Origin of the sequence: Phenylobacterium sp., from assembly GCF_041916435.1 — a bacterium.
Classification (GTDB): domain Bacteria; phylum Pseudomonadota; class Alphaproteobacteria; order Caulobacterales; family Caulobacteraceae; genus Phenylobacterium.
Genome location: NZ_JAYRZM010000006.1, coordinates 388,185 through 409,537, shown reverse-complemented (window position 1 = coordinate 409,537; position 21,353 = coordinate 388,185). Strand labels below are relative to the sequence as shown.

At 71.6% G+C, this 21,353-nt stretch carries 22 protein-coding genes; 15 read left to right on the top strand and 7 right to left on the bottom strand.

What is annotated here, in order from left to right; all coding sequences use genetic code 11:
• The first annotated feature begins 25 nt into the window (after window positions 1-25).
• From ACE3TA_RS18865 to ACE3TA_RS18850, 4 genes are all read left to right on the top strand, one after another.
• Complete coding sequence (locus ACE3TA_RS18865; RefSeq protein ID WP_374575871.1) at window positions 26-397, top strand: YciI family protein; 372 nt, start codon at window positions 26-28, stop codon at window positions 395-397.
• On the top strand, window positions 394-1,647 hold the full coding sequence (locus ACE3TA_RS18860) for an RNA polymerase sigma factor (protein ID WP_374575870.1): 1,254 nt from the start codon (window positions 394-396) through the stop codon (window positions 1,645-1,647). Before ACE3TA_RS18865 ends, ACE3TA_RS18860 begins: the two co-directional genes overlap by 4 nt.
• 92 nt (window positions 1,648-1,739) lie before the next feature.
• On the top strand, window positions 1,740-2,165 hold the full coding sequence (locus ACE3TA_RS18855; protein WP_374575869.1) for a VOC family protein: 426 nt from the start codon (window positions 1,740-1,742) through the stop codon (window positions 2,163-2,165).
• A 10-nt stretch (window positions 2,166-2,175) separates the two neighbouring features.
• On the top strand, window positions 2,176-2,700 hold the full coding sequence (locus ACE3TA_RS18850) for an SRPBCC family protein (protein WP_374575868.1): 525 nt from the start codon (window positions 2,176-2,178) through the stop codon (window positions 2,698-2,700).
• Between the two features lie 10 nt (window positions 2,701-2,710).
• Here ACE3TA_RS18850 and ACE3TA_RS18845 read toward each other — a convergent pair whose 3' ends face one another.
• Entirely contained in the window at window positions 2,711-3,334 is a 624-nt protein-coding gene (locus ACE3TA_RS18845; RefSeq protein WP_374575867.1) for a helix-turn-helix transcriptional regulator, read from the bottom strand.
• A gap of 72 nt (window positions 3,335-3,406) precedes the next feature.
• Here ACE3TA_RS18845 and ACE3TA_RS18840 point away from each other — a divergent pair, with 72 nt between their 5' ends.
• Complete coding sequence (locus ACE3TA_RS18840) at window positions 3,407-4,831, top strand: MFS transporter (protein WP_374575866.1); 1,425 nt, start codon at window positions 3,407-3,409, stop codon at window positions 4,829-4,831.
• Here ACE3TA_RS18840 and ACE3TA_RS18835 read toward each other — a convergent pair.
• Window positions 4,828-6,078, bottom strand: coding sequence for an aspartate kinase (locus tag ACE3TA_RS18835; protein ID WP_374575865.1), 1,251 nt, complete (start codon window positions 6,076-6,078; stop codon window positions 4,828-4,830). The genes ACE3TA_RS18840 and ACE3TA_RS18835 overlap by 4 nt on opposite strands.
• 141 nt (window positions 6,079-6,219) lie before the next feature.
• Between ACE3TA_RS18835 and ACE3TA_RS18830 the strand changes: the two genes are divergently transcribed.
• The 8 genes from ACE3TA_RS18830 (at window position 6,220) to ACE3TA_RS18795 (ending at window position 13,209) form a co-directional block, all read left to right on the top strand.
• Complete coding sequence (locus ACE3TA_RS18830) at window positions 6,220-6,711, top strand: AbrB/MazE/SpoVT family DNA-binding domain-containing protein (RefSeq protein WP_374575864.1); 492 nt, start codon at window positions 6,220-6,222, stop codon at window positions 6,709-6,711.
• Window positions 6,704-7,087: a type II toxin-antitoxin system VapC family toxin gene (locus ACE3TA_RS18825; RefSeq protein WP_374575863.1), complete on the top strand. Its 384-nt coding sequence runs from the start codon at window positions 6,704-6,706 to the stop codon at window positions 7,085-7,087. The genes ACE3TA_RS18830 and ACE3TA_RS18825 overlap by 8 nt, the downstream gene beginning before the upstream one ends.
• Window positions 7,088-7,144: 57 nt before the next feature.
• A complete protein-coding gene (gene ubiG / locus ACE3TA_RS18820; protein ID WP_374575862.1) occupies window positions 7,145-7,903 on the top strand; it encodes a bifunctional 2-polyprenyl-6-hydroxyphenol methylase/3-demethylubiquinol 3-O-methyltransferase UbiG in 759 nt (252 codons plus the stop codon).
• A 27-nt stretch (window positions 7,904-7,930) separates the two neighbouring features.
• Window positions 7,931-8,734, top strand: a complete 804-nt coding sequence (locus ACE3TA_RS18815) for an FkbM family methyltransferase (protein WP_374575861.1) — start codon at window positions 7,931-7,933, stop codon at window positions 8,732-8,734.
• Window positions 8,735-8,819: 85 nt separating this feature from the next.
• A complete protein-coding gene (locus ACE3TA_RS18810; protein ID WP_374575860.1) occupies window positions 8,820-10,442 on the top strand; it encodes a long-chain fatty acid--CoA ligase in 1,623 nt (540 codons plus the stop codon).
• Between the two features lie 132 nt (window positions 10,443-10,574).
• A complete protein-coding gene (locus tag ACE3TA_RS18805; RefSeq protein ID WP_374575859.1) occupies window positions 10,575-11,471 on the top strand; it encodes an alpha/beta fold hydrolase in 897 nt (298 codons plus the stop codon).
• Window positions 11,472-11,551: 80 nt separating this feature from the next.
• Window positions 11,552-11,947: a hypothetical protein gene (locus tag ACE3TA_RS18800; protein ID WP_374575858.1), complete on the top strand. Its 396-nt coding sequence runs from the start codon at window positions 11,552-11,554 to the stop codon at window positions 11,945-11,947.
• Window positions 11,948-12,126: 179 nt separating this feature from the next.
• Window positions 12,127-13,209 (top strand): Zn-dependent alcohol dehydrogenase, encoded by a 1,083-nt coding sequence (locus tag ACE3TA_RS18795; protein ID WP_374575857.1) that lies wholly within the window; start codon window positions 12,127-12,129, stop codon window positions 13,207-13,209.
• 85 nt (window positions 13,210-13,294) lie between these two features.
• On the opposite strand, the gene ACE3TA_RS18790 is transcribed toward ACE3TA_RS18795, so the two are convergent.
• The 4 genes from ACE3TA_RS18790 to ACE3TA_RS18775 all read right to left on the bottom strand — a co-directional run bounded on the left by ACE3TA_RS18790 (window position 13,295) and on the right by ACE3TA_RS18775 (window position 16,964).
• Entirely contained in the window at window positions 13,295-14,530 is a 1,236-nt protein-coding gene (locus ACE3TA_RS18790; protein ID WP_374575856.1) for a TetR/AcrR family transcriptional regulator, read from the bottom strand.
• Between the two features lie 107 nt (window positions 14,531-14,637).
• The gene (locus tag ACE3TA_RS18785) at window positions 14,638-15,918 is read right to left on the bottom strand and encodes a peptidoglycan DD-metalloendopeptidase family protein (protein WP_374575855.1); all 1,281 of its coding nucleotides are present in this window, start codon (window positions 15,916-15,918) and stop codon (window positions 14,638-14,640) included.
• Window positions 15,919-16,193: 275 nt separating this feature from the next.
• Window positions 16,194-16,547 (bottom strand): arsenate reductase (glutaredoxin), encoded by a 354-nt coding sequence (gene arsC, locus ACE3TA_RS18780; RefSeq protein WP_374575854.1) that lies wholly within the window; start codon window positions 16,545-16,547, stop codon window positions 16,194-16,196.
• A gap of 54 nt (window positions 16,548-16,601) precedes the next feature.
• Entirely contained in the window at window positions 16,602-16,964 is a 363-nt protein-coding gene (locus tag ACE3TA_RS18775; RefSeq protein WP_374575853.1) for a hypothetical protein, read from the bottom strand.
• Window positions 16,965-17,230: 266 nt separating this feature from the next.
• Between ACE3TA_RS18775 and ACE3TA_RS18770 the strand changes: the two genes are divergently transcribed.
• Window positions 17,231-17,572: a helix-turn-helix domain-containing protein gene (locus ACE3TA_RS18770; RefSeq protein WP_374575852.1), complete on the top strand. Its 342-nt coding sequence runs from the start codon at window positions 17,231-17,233 to the stop codon at window positions 17,570-17,572.
• Window positions 17,573-17,581: 9 nt separating this feature from the next.
• Window positions 17,582-18,943 carry a hypothetical protein gene (locus tag ACE3TA_RS18765; RefSeq protein ID WP_374575851.1) on the top strand — a complete coding sequence of 454 codons (1,362 nt, stop codon included), beginning with the start codon at window positions 17,582-17,584 and terminating at the stop codon, window positions 18,941-18,943.
• A gap of 1 nt (window position 18,944) precedes the next feature.
• Here the strand turns inward: ACE3TA_RS18765 and ACE3TA_RS18760 are convergent, their stop codons facing one another.
• Window positions 18,945-21,338, bottom strand: a complete 2,394-nt coding sequence (locus ACE3TA_RS18760; RefSeq protein ID WP_374575850.1) for a M20/M25/M40 family metallo-hydrolase — start codon at window positions 21,336-21,338, stop codon at window positions 18,945-18,947.
• Between the last annotated feature and the right edge of the window lie 15 nt (window positions 21,339-21,353).

Below are 21,353 nucleotides of genomic sequence, written 5' to 3'. Positions count from 1 at the left end.
TGGGGGAAGCAGGAAGGAGCCTTCGATGCAGTACGCCGTGCTTTGCTACAACGACGAGGACGTCGTCTGGTCCTGGACCAAGGAGGAGGACGACGCGGTGATGGCCCGGCTTGGCGTGGTGCACGACAAGCTGATGGAGCAGGGCAAGTTCGGGGCGGGCATCCGCCTGTTGCCCACCACGGCGGCCACCACCCTGCGCAAGAACTCCGACCCGCCCGTCGTGGTCGACGGCCCCTACGCCGAGACCAAGGAGCAGCTTCTGGGCTTCTACATCATCGACGTGGAGAACCTGGAGGAGGCGCTGGACGTCTGCCGCGAGCTGACCAAGGCCAATCCGGGCGGCGCCTACGAGGTGCGGCCGCTGGCCCTGTTCGTACCGGGAACGGAGATCAAATGAGCGAACTGGCCTGGATCGAAGCGGCGCTCACCGCCGCCCGGCCCCAGGCCGTGGGCGCGCTCTTGCGCTACTTCCGTGACCTGGACACGGCCGAGGAGGCCTATCAGGACGCCTGCCTGCGCGCGCTGAAGAAGTGGCCGGTGAACGGGCCGCCGCGCGATCCGGCCGCCTGGCTGATCATGGTGGGCCGCAACGCGGCCATCGACGCCTCGCGCCGGGCCAAGCGGCTGACCGCCCTGCCGGACGAGGACCAACTCTCCGACCTGGAGGACGCCGAGACCGCCGTCGCCGAGAGCCTGGACGGCTCGCACTATCGCGACGACGTGCTTCGGCTCCTGTTCATCTGCTGCCACCCTGACCTGCCGGCCACCCAGCAGATCGCCCTGGCCCTGCGCATCGTCTCCGGGCTTTCGGTGCGCCAGATCGCGAGGGCCTTCCTGGTGAGCGAGGCGGCCATGGAGCAGCGCATCACCCGGGCCAAGCGCCTGGCGGCCGGCGCGGGCGTGGCCTTCGAGACGCCCGGGCCGGTGGAGCGGTCCGAGCGGGTGGGCGTGGTGGCGGCCATGATCTACCTGGTGTTCAACGAGGGCTATTCGGCTGGCGCGGCCGAGGCCGCCGCCAAGGGCTCGCTCTGCGAGGAGGCGATCCGCCTGTCGCGGCTCTTGCTGCGCATGTTCCCGGCCGAGCCGGAGATCATGGGGCTGACCGCCCTGATGCTGCTGCAGCATTCGCGGGCGCGGGCCCGCTTCGACGCCGAGGGCGAGATCGTCCTGCTGGACGACCAGGACCGTTCGCTGTGGAACCGCGACCTGATCGCCGAGGGGCTGGCGCTGATCGACAAGGCCATGCGCCACCGCCGGGCCGGCGTCTATCAGGTGCAGGCGGCGATCGCCTCGATGCACGCGCGGGCGGCGCGCGCCGAGGACACCGACTGGACCAACATCGAGCGGCTCTACGCCCTCTTGGAGCACCTGGAGCCCTCGCCGGTGGTGACGCTGAACCGGGCCGTGGCCGTCGGCAAGACGGCCGGCCCGCAGGCCGCGTTGGAGATGATCGAGCCGCTGGCGAACCGGCTTTCCGGCTACTTCCACTATCACGGCGCGCGCGGCGCCTATCTGATGCAGCTCGGCCGCGCGGCCGAGGCGCGCGAAGCCTTCGGACGGGCCATCGCCCTGGCCAACACGCCGGCCGAGGCCTCGCACATCCGCATGCATCTGGACCGCCTGGCCGGCGAGGGCGCGGCCGGCTGAAAAACGCGCTCCTCCTGTCGGGACCGCGCCCGCCCGCGCGTCCTTGCAGTGAAGGCCGGCGCCGGCCGGCGATTCAGACCGAGGAGACGTCAATGCCGCAGAACACGCCCAAGCCGGTGGGCGGGCTCACCGCCTACGTCAACATCGACGGGGCCGCCGAAGCCTCGGCGTTCTACCAGCGCGCCTTCGGCGCGAGCGAGCAGATGCGCTTGCCCGACAAGGACGGAAAGCGCCTGCTGCACTGCCAGCTTCGGATCAACGGCGGCGACCTGTTGATCAGCGACATCTTCCCGGAGATGGGCATGAGCCGCGAGGCGCCGGCCAACCTGACCCTGCACCTGCAGGTGGACGACATCGACGCCTGGTGGAAGCGGGCCGCGGACGCCGGCGCGACGGTCGTCAGCCCGGTGCAGCAGATGTTCTGGGGCGACCGCTACGGCGTGCTGAAGGACCCCTTCGGCGTGCAATGGTCGATGGGCCAGACCGTGGCCGAGTTCCAACCGCCCAAGTGGGATTGAGGACGAGGCGATGCTGAAGATCGTTCTGATCGCCGTCGCGCTCGGCGTGGCGGGGCTGCTGGCCTACGCCGCCACCCGGCCCGACAGTTTCCGCGTGCAGCGCTCGATCGCCATCAAGGCGCCGCCGCAGAAGATCTACGGCCTGATCGCCGACTTCCGCCGCTGGAGCGACTGGTCGCCCTTCGAGACGATCGACGCGGACCTGAAGCGCGTCTACGGCGGCCCGGAGGCCGGGGAGGGGGCGACCTACGCCTGGGACGGCCGGAAGGCCGGCGCCGGGAACATGATCATCACCCGCGCCGAGCCTGAGGCGAAGGTGCTGATCCGCCTGGAGTTCACCCGGCCCATGAAGACGGTGAACACCGCCGAGTTCACCCTCCAGCCCAACGGCGGAACCACCACGGTGACCTGGGCCATGTACGGGCCGATGAGCTTCGTCTCCAAGCTGATGAGCGTCTTCTTCAGCATGGACAAGGTAGTGGGCGGCAGCTTCGAGCAGGGCCTGAAGGACCTGAAGGCTGAGGCGGAGGGCTGAGCGCGATCTCCTAATCCACCGTGACCCGATAGGCGCAGCGGCGCGCGCCGGCCAGGATGTGGTCGGCGCGCTCGACCCTGGCCGGCGCCAGCATCTGGCGGAAGAGCGAGAGCTCGGCGCGGCAGAACCCCTGGCAGGCCGTGGCCGCCGCGCAGATCGGGCAGTGGTTCTCGACCAGCAGCCAGGCGCCGTCCGGCTCGCGCCGCCACTCGGCCATGTAGCCTTCGGCGCTGCGCAGCTCGACCAGCCGGTCGAGCCGGGCCTCCATCTGGCGCGCGCCGTCCAGGGCCGCCGCATAGGCCGCCGCGGCGGCCCGTTCGCGCCGCGCCACCAGCCGGTCCAGACCGTCCTGGCCGAACTCGGCGCGCACCGCCTCGACGAGCTCGACCGTCATCTGGGCGTGGGTGTCGGGGAAGCGGGCGTGGCCGGCCGGTGTGAGCGACCAGGCCTGGCCCGGGCGGCCGACGCCGCCGGCATGGTCGGGGATCGCCTCCACCAGCCCCTCGGCGGCCAGCTTCTCCACCTGCTGGCGCACCGCCTGGCGCGTGACGCCCAGGCGCTCGGCCAGCGCGCCGGCCGGGGCGGGGCCGCGCATCTTCAGGTGCAGCAGGATGTCGTCGGCGGTCGTGCGCATTTGACAAGCAGTTGATTGCAAAAATAGCCGCGACTGTCTAGGGATCGCTCGGCGATGGCGCGGGAGGATTCGATGACCAAGGCGGCGACGGCGGACGGCGGGTGGGCCGACGTCCTCAGCGAGGGCCGCCTGCCGCTGTTCGCGCTGATCTGCCTGGGCGTGTGGCTGAACGCCGCCGACTCGCTGGTGACCGCCACCATCATGCCCAGCGTCGGCAAGGCGCTGGGCGGCTACGCCTTCTTCGGCTGGGCGACGGCCGGGTTCCTGCTGGGCTCGGTGCTGGCGGGGGCGAGCGCGGGCCTCCTGGCCCAGCGGTTCGGCCTGCGCCGGGCCATGGCCGGAGCGGCGCTGCTCTACGCCGCCGGCTGCGCGCTGAGCGCCGCCGCGCCGGAGATCATGGGCTTCCTGGCCGGCCGCATCATGCAGGGCGTCGGCGGCGGCTGGGTGATCGGCTTCTGCTCGGTGGCGATCGGCCTGCTGTTTCCCGACCGGACCCTGGCCAGGGTCTATGCGGCCTCCACCTCGATCTGGGGGATCGCCACCCTGATCAGCCCGCTGCTGGGCGGGCTGTTCGCCGACGCCGGCGCCTGGCGATGGGTGTTCTGGTTCTTCGCCGCCCAAGCCGCGGCGGTGGCCCTGGTGGCGCTGAAGCTCCTGCCGAAGGGCGACGCCGACGAGGGCGCGGCGGTGGCCTGGCCGCAGCTCGTCATGGTGGCCCTGGCGATCTCGGCGATCGGCTACGCCGACGTGGCCGGCGAGGTGCTGGTGGCGGGGCTGCTGACGGCGGCGGGCGTGGTGCTGCTGGCCGTCACGGTGCGGTTCGACGCGACCCAGGCCGCGCGCCTGCTGCCGATCGGCTCGGCCGACCTCCGGGCGATCCCCGGCGCGGGCTACGCCACCATGTTCCTGACCACCGCCGCCTCCATGGGCTTTTCGGTCTACGGCCCGGTGGTGCTGCAGACCCTGCGCGGCTATTCGGCGCTGGAGGCCGGCTACGTGATCGCGGTGGAGGCCATGGCCTGGACCGGCGCGGCCCTGCCGGTGGCGCACCTGGCCGGGCGCTGGCCCGACCGGCTGATCTTCATTGGGGCGGTGCTGGTGACGGCCGGGCTCGGGCTGTGCGCCCTGGCGTTCGGCCACTGGCCGCTGCCGGCGGTGGTGGCCGGGGCGGGGCTGCTGGGCGCGGGCTTCGGCCTGTCCTCGGCCTTCATGAGCCAGAAGGTGATCACCGCCCTGCCCATCGGCGAGCGGGCCATCGGCTCGGCGGCGATCATGACCGTGCGGCTGACCGGCGGGGCGGCCGGCGCGGCGCTGGCGGCCGTGGTCGCCAACATGCTGGGCTTCGCCGAGGGCGTGACCGCCCAGGTGGCCGAGGCGGTCAGCTTCTGGGTGTTCGTGGCGGTGCTGCCGGTGGCCGCGCTGGGCGTGTGGACGGCCGGGCGGCTGGCCGCCGCCAGGGCCGAACCGGCGCCCGACCAGGCCGCGCCCGCCGCCTAGAGCTGGTCCAGGCCGTAGGCGCCGTGCAGGGCGCGCACGGCCAGCTCCGTGTAGGCCGCGTCGATCAGCACGCTGATCTTGATCTCGGAGGTCGAGATCACCTGGATGTTCACACCCTTGTCGGCGAGCGCGCTGAACATGGTCTTGGCCACGCCCGCATGGCTGCGCATGCCGACGCCGATCACCGAGACCTTGGCCACGTCCTCGTTCACGGCAACGTCCTCGAAGCCGATCTCCTTCTGGGCGGCGCGCACGATCTCTACGGCGCGGGCGGCGTCGCGCTTGCCCACGGTGAACTCCATGTTGGCCGTGTTCCGCGTGCGCGCGTGGCTCTGGACGATCATGTCCACGTTGACGTTGGCGTCGGCCAGGCGGCCGAAGATCTCCGAGGACACGCCCGGATGGTCGGGCAGGCCGAACAGGCTGATCTTGGCCTCATCGCGGCTGTAGGCCACGCCGCTGACGATCCGCTTTTCCATGATCTCTTCCTCGTCGCACACGATGGTGCCTTGGCCGGGCGCCTCGCCCGGTTCGACGAAACTTGAAAGGACGCGCACGGGCACGTGCTGCGACATCGCCAGCTCGACCGAGCGGGTCTGCAGCACCTTGGCGCCCAGGGAGGCCATCTCCAGCATCTCCTCGTAGGAGATCTTGGCGAGCTTCCTGGCCTTGGTCTCGATGCGCGGGTCGGTGGTGTAGACCCCGTCCACGTCGGTGTAGATGTCGCAGCGCTCGGCCTTGACGGCGGCGGCCACGGCCACGGCGCTGGTGTCTGAGCCGCCACGGCCCAGGGTGGCGATGCGCCCGTTGCGGGTCACGCCCTGGAAGCCGGCGATCACGGCGATCTCGCCGCCGTCCATCGCCGCGGCGAGCTTCTCCGGCGGGACGTCGTCGATGCGCGCGCGGCCGTGGGCGTCGTCGGCGATGATCGGAATCTGCCAGCCCATCCAGGAGCGGGCGCGCAGGCCCATGTTGCGCAGGACCATGGCCAGGAGCCCGGCGGTCACCTGCTCGCCGGAGGCCACGACCGTGTCGTACTCGTCGTCGGAGGGCGTCAGGCCCTGGGCCGCGGCGCCGGCCGCGTCGGTCCAGGCCACCAGCTCATTGGTCTTGCCGGCCATGGCCGAGACCACCACGGCCACCTTGTGGCCAGCCTCGACCTCGGCGGCGACCAGCCGGCCCACGCGCCGGATACGCTCCAGGTCGGCGACCGACGTGCCGCCGAATTTCATCACCAGCCGTGACATGACGGGCTAGCAGGCTCCTCGATGGGGAGGGGAAAGCGCGCCTAATAGCGAGGCCGGGGCGAGGGGGCAATGCGCTTGACCGCGATCAGGCGGCGGCCTACGTACATACATGCCTAACTACCTGTCCGAACGAGCTTCGACATGACCACCGCCGAAGAGATCGTCGGCGCCCAGGCGACCGTCGCCGACAAGATCCGCGCGCTCGACCGCGCCGGCTATCCGCGCGCCGAGATCGCGCGCTTGCTGGGCAAGCGCTACCAGCATGTCCGCAACGTGCTGGAAGGCGACAAGGCGGCCGCCTCTTCAGGCGTGTCGGAGGGCGACGCCGCGCCGTTCCGGGCCGATGTCCATCCCACCCAGTGGCGCGGGGGCGGCGTCTTCCGCATGGAGATGGACGCCCAAGGCCGGCTCGCGCTGCCGCGGCAGGTGATCGACGCGTGGGGGCTGAAGCCCGGCTCGGTCGTGATGGGGCGGCTGGAGGGCGAGAGCATCGAACTGATCGCGGGAGCGACCTCGGCCCGCCGCGCGCGTGAGCTGGCCCGGCGTCTGCTGCCGCCGGGCGGTCCCAGCATGGTCGACGAGCTGATCGCCGACCGCAGGGCCGAGGTCCGCCGCGAGCTCGACGATGAGTGACCTGGTGCTGGACGCCTCGGCCGTGCTCGCCTGGATCGAGGCGGAGCCCGGCGGCGAGGATGTGGGCGAGCGATTGGCGGATTGCGTCATCTCCGCCGTCAATCTGGCCGAGGTGGTGGCCAAGCTGATCGATCGGGGCGTCGAGCCCGCCGGGGCGGTGGAGATCGTGCGGGCGGCGGCCTTCCATGTCGAACCGTTCGACGAGGGCTTGGCGCTGGAGGCCGGCGCCCTGAGGGGGCGGACCCGCCGGCACGGCCTGTCGCTCGGCGATCGCGCATGTCTGGCCCTGGCCAGGCGGGAAGGCGCCGCAGCGCTCACCGCCGATCGCGCCTGGGGCGCGGTGGACGTGGGCGTGGAGGTGCGTCTGATCCGATAGCCCGCGCCTGCAGCGCCGGACTTCGCACGGACGGCGCGGGGAGCTATTGAGGGCGTCATGACCGCCACCGCCAAGGCCCGTTCCAGCGTCGATCCCGCCGAGGTCGAGCGCTTCTCCCGCATCGCCGCCGAGTGGTGGGATCCCAAGGGCAAGTTCGCCCCGCTGCACGTGTTCAATCCGGTGCGCCTGGCGTTCATTCGCGAGCAGGCCTTGGCGCGGTTCGGCCGCGACGGCGCGGCGCGCGCGCCGTTCGAGGGGCTGAGGCTGCTGGACATCGGCTGCGGCGGGGGCCTGCTCTCCGAGCCCATGGCCCGGCTGGGCTTTTCGGTGACGGCGGTGGACGCCTCGGAGCGGAACATCGGCACGGCCTCGACCCACGCGGCCGAACAGGGCCTTTCCATCGACTTCCGCTGCGCCACGGCCGAAGCGCTGCTGGCCGAGGGTGACGGGCCGTTCGACGTGATCCTCAACATGGAGGTGATCGAGCACGTGGCCGACCCGGGCGAGTTCCTGCGCACCTGCGCGCGCCTCCTGGCGCCGGGCGGGCTGATGATCGTGGCCACGCTGAACCGCACGCTCAAGGCCCTGGCGCTGGCCAAGGTGGGCGCCGAATACGTGCTGGGCTGGGTGCCGGCGGGCACGCACGACTGGAAGAAGTTCCTCAAGCCGGAGGAGCTGCGCGGCTTCCTGACGGGCGAGGCGGTGACCGTGGACGGGCCGTTCGGCGTGGTCTTCCAGCCGCTCGCCGGACGCTGGATCCGCTCATCCGACTGCGACATCAACTACATGGTGACGGTGGCCCGCGACGCGTCCTAAACAGGCGTCAGGGTCAAAGGAGCATCCATGGCTTCGCTTCGCGTGCTCGGCCACGCCTTCCGAGCCTGGCGACGCAATCTGCGCTGGGCCAAGCACGAGCCCGAGACGCCCTACCTGGCGGACCTGCTGAGCGGCGAGCCGGTGTGCCTGCACATCGGCGCCAGCGATGGACGCCACTGCTACGTGATGACCCAGGTCGCGCCAAAGGCGCGCATCTACGCCTTCGAGCCGTCGAGCTTCACCTTCGAGGTCCTGAAGACCTGCCTGGCCTGGCACGGCATCGCCGACCGGGTGACGCCGGTGAACGCGGCGGTGGCCGACAAGCCGGGCGACGCCCTGCTGGTGACGCCGATGAAGACCTCCGGGCGGCTCGGCCGGGCCTTCGCCTTCGTCGCCGAATCCGTGCCCAAGGGCCCGGTGCGGCCGGACCTGGACGACATGGGCGCCCAGGTGGAGCCGGCCAGGGTGGTGGCGCTCGACGAGTACTGCGCCGAGAACGGCGTGGCCTACGTCGACTTCATCCGAATGGACGTCGAGGGCGCCGAGCAGATGGCGCTCTCCGGCGCCCTGGGCGTGATCGAGCGCGACCACCCGCACGTGCTGATCGAGATCCATCCGATGATGCTGCAGGAGCGCTTCGGCGGCTCGGCCCAGGCGGTGGTGGACCTGTTCCTGTCGCGCGGCTACCGCATGTTCGGCCTGAACGGCGACCGGCTGGAGGAGTGCGACTCTGTCGAGGCCGGCGTGCGCTGGAAGGACTACTTCTTCGTCCATCCCTCGCGCATCCCGTGGCTGCCCGACGGGGTGTTCAAGGCGCGCATGGCGGCTTGAGGGCGGCCTGAGGGCGGCGCCCCTGGCGTTGTTCCCCGCGCGCTTCTAGGGTCCGCCTGATCAACGATAAGGGAGGAGGTCGCGTATGCAGGCCCTGATGATGGATCGGCCGCTGAACCTGCCGTCGATCCTGGAGTACGCGGCGCTCTACCATCCGGACACCGAGGTGGTGACGCGCACGGTGGAGGGGCCGATCCACCGCTACGGCTACGCCGACGCCCTGGCGCGCGCCAAGCGCATGGCCAACGCCCTGGTCGGCCTGGGGGTGAAGCCCGGCGACCGGGTGGCCACCCTGGCCTGGAGCACCCACCGCCACTTCGAGCTCTACTACGCCGTGCCCGGCGTCGGCGCGATCGTGCACACGATCAATCCGCGGCTGCACCCGGACCAGGTGGCCTGGGTGGCGGGCCACGCCGAGGACACGGTGCTGTTCTACGACATCAGCTTCGCCGGGCTGGTGGCCGAGCTGAAGGACCGCATGCCGACGGTGAAGACCTTCGTGGCCATGACCGACCTGGAGCACGTGCCGGCCGAGGCGCCGGCCGGCTCGCTGGTCTACGAGGAGCTGATCCGGCTCAACTCGCCGGACTTCGGCTGGCCCGACCTGGACGAGAAGAGCGCGTCCGGCCTCTGCTACACCTCCGGCACCACGGGCAATCCCAAGGGCGTGCTCTACGGCCACCGCTCGACGGTGCTGCATGCCATGGCCACGACCATGCCGGACTGTTTCGACCTGTCGGCCCGCGACGTGGTGCTGCCCTGCGCCCAGATGTACCACGCCAACGCCTGGTGCACGCCCTACGCCGCCCCGCTGGTGGGGGCCAAGCTGGTGCTGCCGGGCCGGCATCTGGACGGCCCGTCGGTATGCGAGCTGGCGGTGGCCGAGCAGGCGAGCTTCCTCTTGGGCGTGCCCACCATCTGGGTGGGGGTGCTGGACCACCTGGACCAGACCGGCGGGCGGCTGACCAGCGTGCGCAACGTCTGCATCGGCGGCTCGGCGCCCACCGCCTCGCTGGTGCGGCGGGTGGAGGAGAGCCTGGGCGCGACCGTGCGCCAGATCTGGGGCATGACCGAGACGAGCCCCATGGGCGTGATCAACACCCCCTTGCCGCGCCACGCGGGCGAGAGCGCCGACGCGGCGGTCGCGCGCAAGCTCAAGGCCGGCCGCGGCCTGTGGGGCGTGGAGCTGCGCATCATCGACGACCAGAGCGGCGACGAGCTGCCGCGCGACGGCAAGAGCGCCGGCCGCCTGCAGGTGCGCGGGCCCTGGGTGGCCTCGTCCTACTTCAAGGGCGACGGCGCGCAGGCCTTCACCGACGACGGCTGGTTCGACACCGGCGACATCGCCACCATCGACGCGGAGGGCTACCTGCGGCTCACCGACCGGGCCAAGGACGTCATCAAGTCCGGCGGCGAATGGATCTCCACCCTGGACCTGGAGGACGCGGTCTCCTCGCACCCGGCGGTGGCCATGGCCGCGGCCATCGGCGTGCCGCATCCGAAGTGGGACGAGCGGCCGCTGCTGCTGGTGGCGCTCAGGCCCGGCTTCTCGGCCGATCCGGAGGAGCTGAAGGCGCACGTGGCCGAGCGCGTCGCCAAGTGGTGGACGCCCGACGAGGTGCGCATCGTCGAGGCCCTGCCGATCGGGCCCACCGGCAAGGTGCTCAAGCGCGAGCTGCGCGAGACGGTGGTCCCGGCCAAGTCCTGAGGCGCCGGCGCCACGCCTGCGTCTCATTCTGCGACGCGGTCGAACCTTGGCGCGTCTGCCGCGTTGTGCGTTGCGGGATAGGTCGACGGAGGCCGCACTGTGGCGCGCAGACGCCCGCGAGGCGTGTTGGAGATGGGTTGGGCGTGCGTGGAGTGCGCCCTGACTGGACGGGCCGAGCACGCGCCCACGGCTGAGACCTTCGGCGAGCGCGCGGTCAGGCGCGTCGCCTTTCAGGCCGGCGGCGGCCTGGGCTGGACGCTCTCGGCGCTGACCACGCCGCGCGAGACGCCCGCCCCCTGGAAGATCGTGGTGATCACCGGCGCGCCCTCCTGGGCCGAGTACTGGGCCCCGGCCCTCGCGGCCCTGGGGCCCGAGCGGGAGATGACGGCGGTGGACCGGCCCGGCTACGGCGCCTCGGAGCCGGCGACGGCGGTGGGCGACATCGTGCTGCAGGCCGAGGCTCTGGCGCCGCTGCTGAAGGCGGAGCGCGGCCAGAAGATCCTGCTGGTGGGCCAGTCCTACGGCGCGGCGATCGCCTCGGTGATGGCCGCGGCCCATCCGGGCAAGGTGGCGGGCCTGGTGCTGATGAGCGGCTACTTCGGCGAGCCCGGCCCGACGGCCCGCTGGCTGGTGGACGTGGGCGCGATGATGCTGAAGGTGCTGCCGCGCGACCTGCGCAACGCCGTGCGCGAGGTGAGCGGCCAGCCGGCGCAACTGGACCGGGCGCGGCGCGCCCTGGCGAGCCTGCGCATCCCCATCCACGTGATCCATGGCGAGGAGGACGACTTCGCCCCGATCGAGATCGCCGAGCGGCTGGTGCGCGAGACGCGCACGCGGCTTCCGATGCGCTTCGAGCGGGTGGAGGGCGCCAACCACTTCCTGAACGACGGTCCCACCGAGGCGCTGATCGCGGCGATCGAGGGCTGCATCCCGCCGCGGGCGGCCCCGCGCTCGCCCTGGCCGTCGCTGCGGGCGTGGAGCGGATGGCGGCCGCTGGCCCGCCGTTCGGCCGACATGGTTGGGGCCTGAAGGGAACCCTGGCGCTGCTCTCGCAGTTGTGAAGGGCGTTCTCGGGAGGGGGCCAACCAGCCACCAGGGAGACACGTCCAATGGCTAGCAAGCTCCTCATCGCCGCCGCCGCGTCCACGCTCTTCGCCGTTCCCGCCTTCGCCCAGGAAGCCGCCGGGGCGATGTCCAGCTCCGACACGGGGGCCATGGCCGGCGATCCGGCGCCGAAGGCCGCCACGGGCGCGGCGACCGACACCTCCGGCGTCGTGGGCATGGCCGATCTGCGCGCCGGGGCGGCCGTGCGCGACGCGGCCGGCGTGAGCATCGGCAAGATCGCCAAGGTCAAGCCCGCCGCCTCCGGCGCGGCCGAAACCGTGACGCTCGACCTCGGCGCGAACAAGTGGGCGACCGTGCCCGCCAGCACCCTGAAGCTCAGCGACGGCGTGCTTGTCTCCAGCCAGACCAGGGCCGAGATCCTGGCCGGCGCCGAGCACTAGGGCGGCTCGGGCGGCTCAGAGGCCCGGGGATCGTTCCCCGGGCCCGCGCGCCGGGCGTTTTCTCGACTCAAAGGGGTTGGCCGAGATCACCTGAACGACGATAAGATTGGGCCACGCCCGCGGTCCGCGGGCTTTGAAAACCGGCCCCGCCAAGGGGCGCCGTTCGGGGAACACGCCAGATGAAGGCCGCAGTGCTGCGCGAAGTGGGCAAGCCGCTTCAGATCGAAGACGTCCAAATCAACAAGCCCGGTCCCCACGAGGTGCTGATCCGCACCGTCGCCGCCGGCCTCTGCCACTCCGACCTGCACTTCATGGAAGGCTCCTATCCGACGGCGCTGCCGGCGGTGCTGGGCCACGAAAGCGCCGGCGTCGTCGAGGCGGTGGGCTCCGAAGTGCGCACGGTGAAGCCGGGCGACCACGTGATCACCTGCCTGTCGGCCTATTGCGGCCACTGCGAGCACTGCCTGACCGGGCACCTCAGCCTGTGCGTTAGCCCCGAGACCAGGCGCGGCGCCGACGAGGAGCCCCGCCTGCGGAAGGCCGACGGGCCGATGCAGCAGTTCCTGAACCTGTCGTCCTTCGCCGAGCAGATGCTGATCCACGAGCACGCCTGCGTGGCCATCCGCAAGGACATGCCGCTGGACCGCGCCGCCCTGATCGGCTGTTCGGTGATGACCGGCGTGGGCGCGGCGATCCATACCTCCAGCGTCCGGCCGGGCGACACCGTGGCCGTGATCGGCCTGGGCGGCGTGGGCCTGGCGGCGGTCAACGGCGCGGCGATCGCCGGCGCGGGCCGGATCATCGCCATCGACACCGTGGCCTCGAAGGACAACCTGGCCCGCGAGTTCGGCGCGACCGACTTCATCGACGCCTCCAAGACCGACGCGGTCAAGGAAGTCATGGAGATGACCAAGGGCGGGGTGCAGCACTCGTTCGAGGCCATCGGCCTGGCCAAGACCGCCGAGGCGTCGTTCAACATGCTGCGCCGTGGCGGCACGGCCAACATCATCGGCATGATCCCGGTGGGCCAGACCATCAGCCTGATGGGCGCGGCCTTCCTGGGCGAGAAGCGCATCCAGGGCTCGCTGATGGGCTCCAACCGCTTCCCGGTCGACATGCCCCGCCTGGTCGACTTCTACATGGCCGGCAAGCTGAAGCTGGACGAGCTGATCTCCCAGCGCATCAAGCTGGAAGAGGTCAACGAAGGCTTCGCCGACATGAAGAAGGGCGGCCTGGCCCGCTCGGTCATCACCTTCAACTGACCGGCGACGCGACGACCCAGACGAACGCCCGGCCTCGCGCCGGGCGTTCTTGTTTTCGGGGGTCCGCCTTGCGGAAAGCGCCCGGTCAGGCCGTCGCCGGCGAAAACACGCCCATCAGCGCCGGGCGCACATGGGCGTCCATCACCGTCTCCAGGGTGGAGCCGGGGGTCCAGTAGTCCAGCGGCAGGGCGCAGTTGAACATGGCCATGACGAGCTGGGCGGCCAGCAGCGGGTCCACCGGCCGGATCGAGCCGTCCATGACGCCGTCGCTGATGACGCCAGCGAAGGCGTGGGCGATCTGCTGGAAGCGGGCCATGGTGGCCTTGCGCGTCTCGATCGGCAGGGCCGCCAGCGCGTGGTGGCGCAACAGCCTGCCCCGGTCGCCGCGGGTCTGGTGCATCGCCAGCGAGGCGGCGGCCAGCCACAGGCGCTCCCAGCCGTCGGCGGCCGGCGCGGCCTTGCGCTTGGCCTCGTCGATCAGCTCGAAGCTGCGCTCGAAGCAGGCGAGCACCAGCCCGTCCTTGTCGCTGTTGTGGTGGTAGAACGAGCCCTTGGTCACGTTCAGCCGGGCCGAGATCTTGTCCACCGAGGCGCCGCGGTAGCCTTCCTGGTTGATCAGGTCGGTGGCCGCGATGAGGAACCGCTCGCGGGTGATCTCGTCGTTGTCGGCCGGCGGGGCGCCCAGGGCCAGCAGCGGCGTTTCCGGCGAGGCGCGGCCGGGCGCGGCCAGGCCGCCGATGATGATGTCGGCGACGCGCTCGCCGATCCGGCCGTAGTCCTCGACCTGATAGGCGCCGATCCAGGTGTCCGACCAGAAGAGCTGGTTGATCAGCAGGTGGGTCAGCGCGCGGCGGCGGCCGCCGCTCAGGGGCGCCTCGCTGTCCTTCAGCAGCGAGGTGAGGCGCTGGCTGAAGGCCTGGTAGGCGGTGACCAGGGAGTCCTCGTAGGGCGCGCCGATCGTGCGGATCTCGCCCATGGGCACGAACTGCGGCTCGCCGTCCTCCAGGATGCGGCGGCGCGCGGCGTAGTAGGCGGTGATGAACCGCCGCAGCCGCTCGGTGGGGCTGGGCTCGGCCTCGGCCTCGGCCAGCATGTCGGACAAGCGCGTGATCGTGTGCAGGATGCAGGCGGCCGCCAGATCCTCCTTGCGCTTGTAGTAGTAGGTCAGGCTGACCGGATGCAGGTCCATCCGCTTGGCGACGGCGGCCAGGGTGAAGCCGCTGGCGCCATTGTCGGTGAAGACCTTGGAGGCGGCCACCAGGATCGCATCGCGCTTGGCGGCGTAACGGCGGCTTGGGCTGGGCTGGGCTGCGCCGGGCACGAGACCTCCGCTGGCTGCGCTTCGTCTGCGGACCATAGGCGCCGCGTGAGGCGACGAAAAGGCGTGAGGCCGGATTGGGCCCCTATGGATGCGCCGGCGCCTCGGGCTTAACGCCGCAAGCCTACCGAATCGGACGTTTCGGCCATCGCCAGGGCGGTTTCGCCGTTCTGGTCGTCGCCCTTGGTTTCGACCAGATGGTCGATGTGCGCCTTCACCGTCCTGAACTTGGCCAGTTCGGCGCCGGCCAGCACCGTGCCCTGCGGCACCTTGGCGCCGATCGGATTGACCCGCTGGCCGTTCTTCCAGATCTCGTAGTGCAGGTGCGGGCCGGTCGAGGCGCCCGTGGAGCCGACATAGGCGATCACCTGGCCCTGCCGGACGCGGTCGCCGGCGTGCAGCCCCTTAGCGAAGCGCGACAGGTGCGCATAGCCGGTGTCCCAGCCGCCGGTGTGGCGGATGCGCACCCAGTTGCCGTAGGTGCCCCAGCGGCGGGCCTCGACCACCACGCCGTCGCCGGCCGCGACCACGGGGGTGCCCATGCCGGCGCCGAAGTCGATGCCCTTGTGCATTCGCGTGTAGCCCAGGATCGGGTGCTTGCGCATGCCGAAGGTGGAGGTCATGCGCGCGCCGTCGACCGGGGTGCGCAGCAGGAAGCCGCGCACGTTCTTGCCGTTCTCGTCGAAGTACTCCACGTCGCCGTCGCGGCGCTCGAAGCGATAGAACTTCACACCCTTGATCTGGGCGTACTCGACGTCGCCGCTCTGGATGGTGCGGCCGCTCTCGGTGACCTTGCGGTCGAAGATCAGGGTGAACTTGTCGCCCGGCTGGATGTCGCGCTGGAAGTCCAGCTTGTGGGCGAACATCTTGGCCACCTGGGCGGTGACGGTGGGCGTGGCGCCCAGCCGCGCGGCGCTTTCATAGAGCGAGCCGTCGATCTCGCCCTTGGCCACGGTCTGCTCGTCGTTGACCTTCTCCTGCATCTCGCGCAGGCGCAGCGCCCCGTCGAAGGTGCGCGACAGGGTGATGGCGCTGGCCGGGCCGGAGCGCAGCGAAAGCCCGATCAGCCGGGCCGGGCCGTGTTCGCCCTGCGGCTGGGCGATGGCGGCGTCGAAGGGCATGCCGGCCTTGATATGGACGGTGTCCATGGCCTCGCCGAGGGTGGCGACAGCCTCGTGCGCTTCCTGCGCGGTCACGCCGGCGCGCTGCACGGCGGCCTCGAAGGTCTCGCCGGGCTTGATCTTCAGGGCCACGTTCTGCGGGCGGCTGAAGCCCGGCTGGGCCTCGGCCTGGGTGAAGGCCTCGGAGGCCAGGTGCTGCACCGAGGCGGTGTCGGGAAGGGGCGGGTCGATTCGTCCGTTGGCGAGGGCGAGTTTGCAGCCGAAGGCCACGACTACGACGCCTGCGGCGCCTGCGAGGAGTTTCGGTGTCAGCGCAATCTTGCGCGACGCCAGCTGGCGCGGATCGAATTCTTGCATCGTGCCCCCGTACTAGTGACGCCTATACTGGGCGTCTCGCCATTGACGCTCTGTCGGAACCAGCAGAAAGCGGGTTCAGCGATGATCAGGCCGAATGGTTAACGGCTGGTGATAATCGGGACGAGCGCCAAACTGTCACTGATGCTCGCCTATTGGGGGAATTGGGCGCGACCGTGGCGCCCGATGCTTCAAAGCAACGTCAGCACCACGTCGACGGGGCGACAAAGCGCCGCGCCCTTGGGCGTGTCGACGATCGGGCGGTTCACGAGAATCGGATCGGCGACCATCGCCGCGATGATCGTCTCGTCGGAGACGCCGGGCTCGGTGAGGCCCAGCTCGGCGGCCTTGGTGCCCCGCTCGCGCAGGATGTCCTTGGCCTTCACGCCCATCTTGGCCAGCAGGCCCTGGAGCTGTTCGCGGGTCCAGCCGGCCTTCAGATATTCGACGACCGTCGGCTCCAGCCCCTTCTCGCGCAGCAGCGCCAGGGTGTTGCGCGAGGTTCCGCACGCGGGGTTGTGGTAGATGACGATGTTCGAGCTCATCTGGTCCCGTCCTTGCCTGGCCGAAGGCCGGCAGGGTTAGCCAAGGACCGGGCGTCAGGCAATCTTGCGCAGGAGCTGTTCTTCGCCGCGAGGGGCCGGGTCTCGGGCCGGCGCGCGCGGGGCGGCGGCCCGTTCGCGACGCCACTTCGCCGCGGTCACGGCCGTGTGCATCAGGCTGAGCGCCAGGACGGCGGCCACCGGCGTGTTCTGCAGCATCCAGGGCTCGGCGAGAATCAGCGCCGCGCAGGCCAGGGTGCAGCCGACCGCCGTGAGGAAGGCCACGAGGGAGGAGGTCTCCTTGGCGGCGATCATGTCGGGCCGCAGCGGCGCGGTGAGCCCGGCGACCACCGCCAGCACGCCCGCCATCAGAAATCCGAACTCAGTCAGGTGCATGAGATGCAACAGCCAGATCAACAAGGCCAATTGTTGGCCGGACGGTGGCGACGCCTGATCGCGCCGCCGCGAAGGGGGGCGTCACCTGGGCGCGCCCCGGGGGACATGGATCGGGATCAGCTCACGACAGGGCGTGTCATACCGGTCGAAGTGAGCTATTAGGCCCAGGTGACGATTAGTTACGAATTGCTTTTGGACTAGTTACGTAAAAACTGTACGTCCATGAGCGGCAGGACGCAAGCGGCTTTCGGATGACGCTTGTCGCCGGCCCGATTGCAACGGGAGCGGGAATGTCTCGAACGGCGATGGACCCGGAGCGGCTGGCGCTCACCAAGAGCCTGCGGCGTGAGGCGGGCCGCTGGCTGCGGGCGCGGCGCGAGGACGCCGGCCTCACCCAGGCCGAGCTCGCCAGCCGCGTGGGCCTTCGCTACTACACCTTCGTCTCCCAGGTGGAGGGCGGCCAGGGACGCGTGCCGATCGAGGCGCAGGGCGCCTGGGCCGAGGCGCTCGGCCTGGACGCCGCCGGATTCGCCAGAACGCTCCTCAGGTTCTATGAACCTGAACTGTACAGGCTGCTCTTCGAGAGCGAGGGCGCCGGGGTTCAGGAACAGCGCGTGGCCGCACGCGCCTGAGGCGGGACGATGGGGGAAGTCCTTCCCTTCACGGGGCAGTTCTTCGCTGTTCGCGATTGGACGTCGTCCGAGCGCGCGCAGATCCTTTCGCTCGCCAAGCAGTTGAAGGCCCAGGTCGTCGGCGTCGAGGTGGTCTACGGCGCCAGCGACGAGGGCGACCCCTGGTGCGTGATCAAGGACGACCAGGAGAACGTGCTGGTGCACGTGGCCCGGATCGGCGGGTCGGTGGTGATCCACGACATGGTGGCCGACCTGGTGCGGGAGGGCCGCGACCTGTGGCTGGCGCTCGGCCGGATGCTGGGCGACGAGGACGCGCCGGCCGCCCAGGACGCGCCGGCGTTCGACCACGAGCTGGATCAGCGCAACGCCCAACTGCTGGTGGCGCTGGTCACCGCCTCGGCCTTCGGCCTGGATCCGGCCGCTGTGTTCAAGGCCGGCGCGCAGTTCGCCGGCTTGCCGCTGGCCGAGCCTACTGAAACGGCGCAGAGCGCCGCCGCCGACCTGTCCGCGGCGCCGCACGCGGCCGACGCGGCCGCCGCCGCCGCCGGGCGTGACGCGGCCCTGGAGCTCGGCGCGGCGCGCATGCCCCACGCCACGGCCGCGGAGCAGCCCGCCGCGCACGGCGGCGACGCCCACATCGACGCGCCGGCGGCCTCCCATCTGACCGTGCAGCCGCAGGCCGCCGCCGAGCATGAGGCGACCGTGTCGCCGGCCGGCGCCGCGCCGATCAAGGCGCCGGTCGCCACGATCAACGGCACCGACGGCCCCGACACCCTGACCGGCACGCCAGCGGCCGAGGTGATCCACGGCGGCCTGGGCGACGACGTGATTTCCGGGGGCGGCGCGCCGAAGGGCCAGGTGGACGTGCTGGACGGCGGCGGCGGCAACGACAAGATCTCGGTGCAGTCCAACGTGGTCGCCGAGGGCGGGTCCGGCGCGGACACCTTCATCGTCTCCACGCCGACGCACACCAGCGACGCCAACACCAACCTCGGCGTGATCATCGACTACAGCCAGGTCGCCGGGGACACGGTGCGCTTCGACACCATCCACAAGGTGACGATCACCAGCATCACGCCGGTGGACAACGTCCTGGCGGGCAGCGGCGACGCCTCCACCCTGCTGGGCCTGACCTCGGCGGTCCCCGGCGAGCGGGTGGGCGTGGACGTGAACGGCGACGGAGTGGAGGACGGCTACGTGCTGGTGGCCGTCCAGGACGGCAAGATCGCGCTCGGACACGGCGAGCAGGGCTCGACCGCGACCGCGACCTCGGGCTCGGTGGTCGTCGACGGCGCGCCCGAGCACTTCAGCTACAACGGCGCGATCCTGAGCATCGGCTCGTCGATCTGGATCAGCTCGGACGTGATCTAGCTCACCAGGACAGCCTGGCCGAGCCGGTGACGATGGTGGAGTCCGACAGGTCGAAGGCCATCACGTCCCTCGGCCGCGCCGGCAGCGGCTTGGCGGCCGCCGGCCAACGGCGGATCACGGCCGCGTGCCCCGCCTGCAGCGCGCCGGAACCGCCGGACCGGAAGGTGACGACCAGGTCCTCGGGCGGGCCCCACCAGCGGATGTCGGCCTCGTCGCCGGCCTTCTCGAGGATCTTCGCCGGCTGGCCGTTCAGCCGCACGTCGGCCAGGGGCGCGCTGGTCTTCAGGCGCAGCGCCAGGATCTGCGCTCCGGCCGGCGCGACGGCCTTCAGCTCGCGCACGCCGTCGGGCCGCTGCGCCAGGTCCAGCCTGGCCGGCTCGGCGGCGACGGAGGCGGCGGGCGCGGCGTCCACCGGCTTTCGCCAGAGGGCGGGCAGGGCGCGCCTGGCAACCGCCCCGCCGTCGGCGCGCAGCACCGCCCGCGACCAGCGCGCGAGCTCGGGCGTGGCGCTGATCCGGTAGGCGCGGGCCGCGTCGGCGTCGACCTGGTAGGCGACGATGCTCGCCTGCGGATGGCGCTCGGTCCACGGCGGGGTGAAGCGCACGTAGACGATCAAGAGGAAGCCGAGGCTGAGCACGGCCACGGCGGTGACCCGGCCGGCGCCGCCGATGCGCGGGTGGGCCAGCGGCCAGATCAGGAAGGCGGCGAGCCAGGCGGTGACGGCCAGGAGCTCGGGCATGTCCAGGCCCAGGAACAGGCCGTGGGCGAAGTCGCCGATCCAGGCCAGTCCCGGGATCGCGATCACCACGATGGCGATGGTCACCGGCAGGCTGCGGGCCGAGCCCAGGGCGCTGACCGCCGCGGCGAGGCCGGCCAGCACCAGGGGCCAGGCGATCAGGAAGGCCGTCTCCGGCGCGGCGGCCTGCAGGCCGGCGGCGGCGGCGAGGCCGGTCAGCAGCACGCCCGCCCAGGCGCCGGGCGTGCCCGCGGGCCGGCCGAAGACGGCGAAGGCGCTGAGCGCGCCGACGAGGCCCAGGCCCAGGCCGATCGGGTCGACCGCGCCGAAGGCGGTGCACAGGACGCCGGCCCCCAGGGCGAGGGCCGCGGCGGGCCGCCGCGCGCCGCCGCGGGCCAGGGCCGCGGCGGCATAGAGCGCCGCGCCCACGCCGATGAAGACGATCGCCGTCTCGAAGCGGGTGACCTCGGCCAGCAGCCGGCGCTGCTCGAGGAAGCCGAAGTCCACGCCGGTGGCGCGCCGGGCCAGCCGCAGGAGCACGGCCGAGGTGCTGACGAGATAGACCGCCGCGCCCACGCCCTGGGCCAGGTCGCGCCAGGCCAGGGCCTGGCGCCGGCGCGCGCGGGCGAGGCCGACCAGGATCAGCGCGGCGGCGGCGGCCAGCACCAGCCAGCCGGCCGTCTGCGGATAGGCGATCACCCCGCCGAGCGGAACCTGGGCGTAGACCTTGTTCGGCGCGGGCGCGGGCAGGCTTGGCGCGTTCGCCGCCTCGGCCGCCGCGGCCAGCACCTGGCGGCCCATGTCCTGCACGGTGCGCCGTTCCAGATTGTCCGGCGTGGCCGTGGGCGAGTGGTAGTCGAACTGGCGGCCGATGAAGGCGTAGTTCAGCCCCGCGATCCCGGCCGCGCGCGAGACGGTGAAGTCGGTGTCGTTGGGCATGTGCTCGTAGAGGAACACGGCCAGGGAGCTGGATTCCGGCCGCGCCGCCGAGCGGCGGAACAGGTCGACGGTCTCGCCGTTGCGGGCGCCGGTCTGGAACATCTGCACGCGCCCGCCGCCGCCGCGCGATTCCATGTTCAGGATGAAGCCGATGTGCTTGGCCAGGGGATCGGAGGCGAAGAATGCGCGCGCCCCGAGCAGGCCCGCCTCCTCGCCGTCGGTGATCAGCACCACCACGTCGCGCGCGGGGGTTCCGCGAGCCTTCAGGGCGCGCACGATCTCAAGGGCGGAGGCCACGCCCGTGGTGTCGTCGGCCGCGCCGGGCGAGGCGGGCACGGTGTCGTAGTGGGCCATGAGCGCCACCGCCGGGGCGCTGCGGTCGCGGCCGGGGAGCACGCCCACCACGTTCTGGACCGGCGCGCCCTCGGCGCTGGCGTAGCCGCGCCGGGCCCGCTGCTCGAACGCCACGCCGCGCTGGATGCGGGGCGACAGGCCGAGCGCCTCCATGCGCCTGACGAGATAGGCGCGCACCTCGGCGTCGGCGGGCGAGGCCACGGTGTGCGGCCTGGCGCCCATGGCGCGCACGTCGGCCATGGCGCGGCCGGCGGAGAACTGGCTGGCGGGGGCGTTCGCGTGCAGCGGATGAGGCGGCAGCTCCTGGAACCAGGCCAGGATCGCCGCCAGGATCAGGCTGGCGGCCAGCGCTAGCGTTCGTTCCATGGTCCCCGCCTCCCA

Excerpts from the sequence above, each read along its gene's own strand:
- ACE3TA_RS18765 (WP_374575851.1), top strand. The coding sequence starts at position 17,582 with ATGGGGGAAGTCCTTCCCTTCACGGGGCAGTTCTTCGCTGTTCGCGAT.
- ACE3TA_RS18800 (WP_374575858.1), top strand. The coding sequence starts at position 11,552 with ATGGCTAGCAAGCTCCTCATCGCCGCCGCCGCGTCCACGCTCTTCGCC.
- ACE3TA_RS18855 (WP_374575869.1), top strand. The coding sequence starts at position 1,740 with ATGCCGCAGAACACGCCCAAGCCGGTGGGCGGGCTCACCGCCTACGTC.
- ACE3TA_RS18860 (WP_374575870.1), top strand. The coding sequence starts at position 394 with ATGAGCGAACTGGCCTGGATCGAAGCGGCGCTCACCGCCGCCCGGCCC.
- ACE3TA_RS18760 (WP_374575850.1), bottom strand. The coding sequence starts at position 21,338 with ATGGAACGAACGCTAGCGCTGGCCGCCAGCCTGATCCTGGCGGCGATC.
- ACE3TA_RS18850 (WP_374575868.1), top strand. The coding sequence starts at position 2,176 with ATGCTGAAGATCGTTCTGATCGCCGTCGCGCTCGGCGTGGCGGGGCTG.
- ACE3TA_RS18840 (WP_374575866.1), top strand. The coding sequence starts at position 3,407 with ATGACCAAGGCGGCGACGGCGGACGGCGGGTGGGCCGACGTCCTCAGC.
- ACE3TA_RS18830 (WP_374575864.1), top strand. The coding sequence starts at position 6,220 with ATGACCACCGCCGAAGAGATCGTCGGCGCCCAGGCGACCGTCGCCGAC.
- ACE3TA_RS18825 (WP_374575863.1), top strand. The coding sequence starts at position 6,704 with ATGAGTGACCTGGTGCTGGACGCCTCGGCCGTGCTCGCCTGGATCGAG.
- ACE3TA_RS18865 (WP_374575871.1), top strand. The coding sequence starts at position 26 with ATGCAGTACGCCGTGCTTTGCTACAACGACGAGGACGTCGTCTGGTCC.
- ubiG (WP_374575862.1), top strand. The coding sequence starts at position 7,145 with ATGACCGCCACCGCCAAGGCCCGTTCCAGCGTCGATCCCGCCGAGGTC.
- ACE3TA_RS18810 (WP_374575860.1), top strand. The coding sequence starts at position 8,820 with ATGCAGGCCCTGATGATGGATCGGCCGCTGAACCTGCCGTCGATCCTG.
- ACE3TA_RS18795 (WP_374575857.1), top strand. The coding sequence starts at position 12,127 with ATGAAGGCCGCAGTGCTGCGCGAAGTGGGCAAGCCGCTTCAGATCGAA.
- ACE3TA_RS18815 (WP_374575861.1), top strand. The coding sequence starts at position 7,931 with ATGGCTTCGCTTCGCGTGCTCGGCCACGCCTTCCGAGCCTGGCGACGC.
- arsC (WP_374575854.1), bottom strand. The coding sequence starts at position 16,547 with ATGAGCTCGAACATCGTCATCTACCACAACCCCGCGTGCGGAACCTCG.
- ACE3TA_RS18845 (WP_374575867.1), bottom strand. The coding sequence starts at position 3,334 with ATGCGCACGACCGCCGACGACATCCTGCTGCACCTGAAGATGCGCGGC.
- ACE3TA_RS18770 (WP_374575852.1), top strand. The coding sequence starts at position 17,231 with ATGTCTCGAACGGCGATGGACCCGGAGCGGCTGGCGCTCACCAAGAGC.
- ACE3TA_RS18835 (WP_374575865.1), bottom strand. The coding sequence starts at position 6,078 with ATGTCACGGCTGGTGATGAAATTCGGCGGCACGTCGGTCGCCGACCTG.
- ACE3TA_RS18805 (WP_374575859.1), top strand. The coding sequence starts at position 10,575 with ATGGGTTGGGCGTGCGTGGAGTGCGCCCTGACTGGACGGGCCGAGCAC.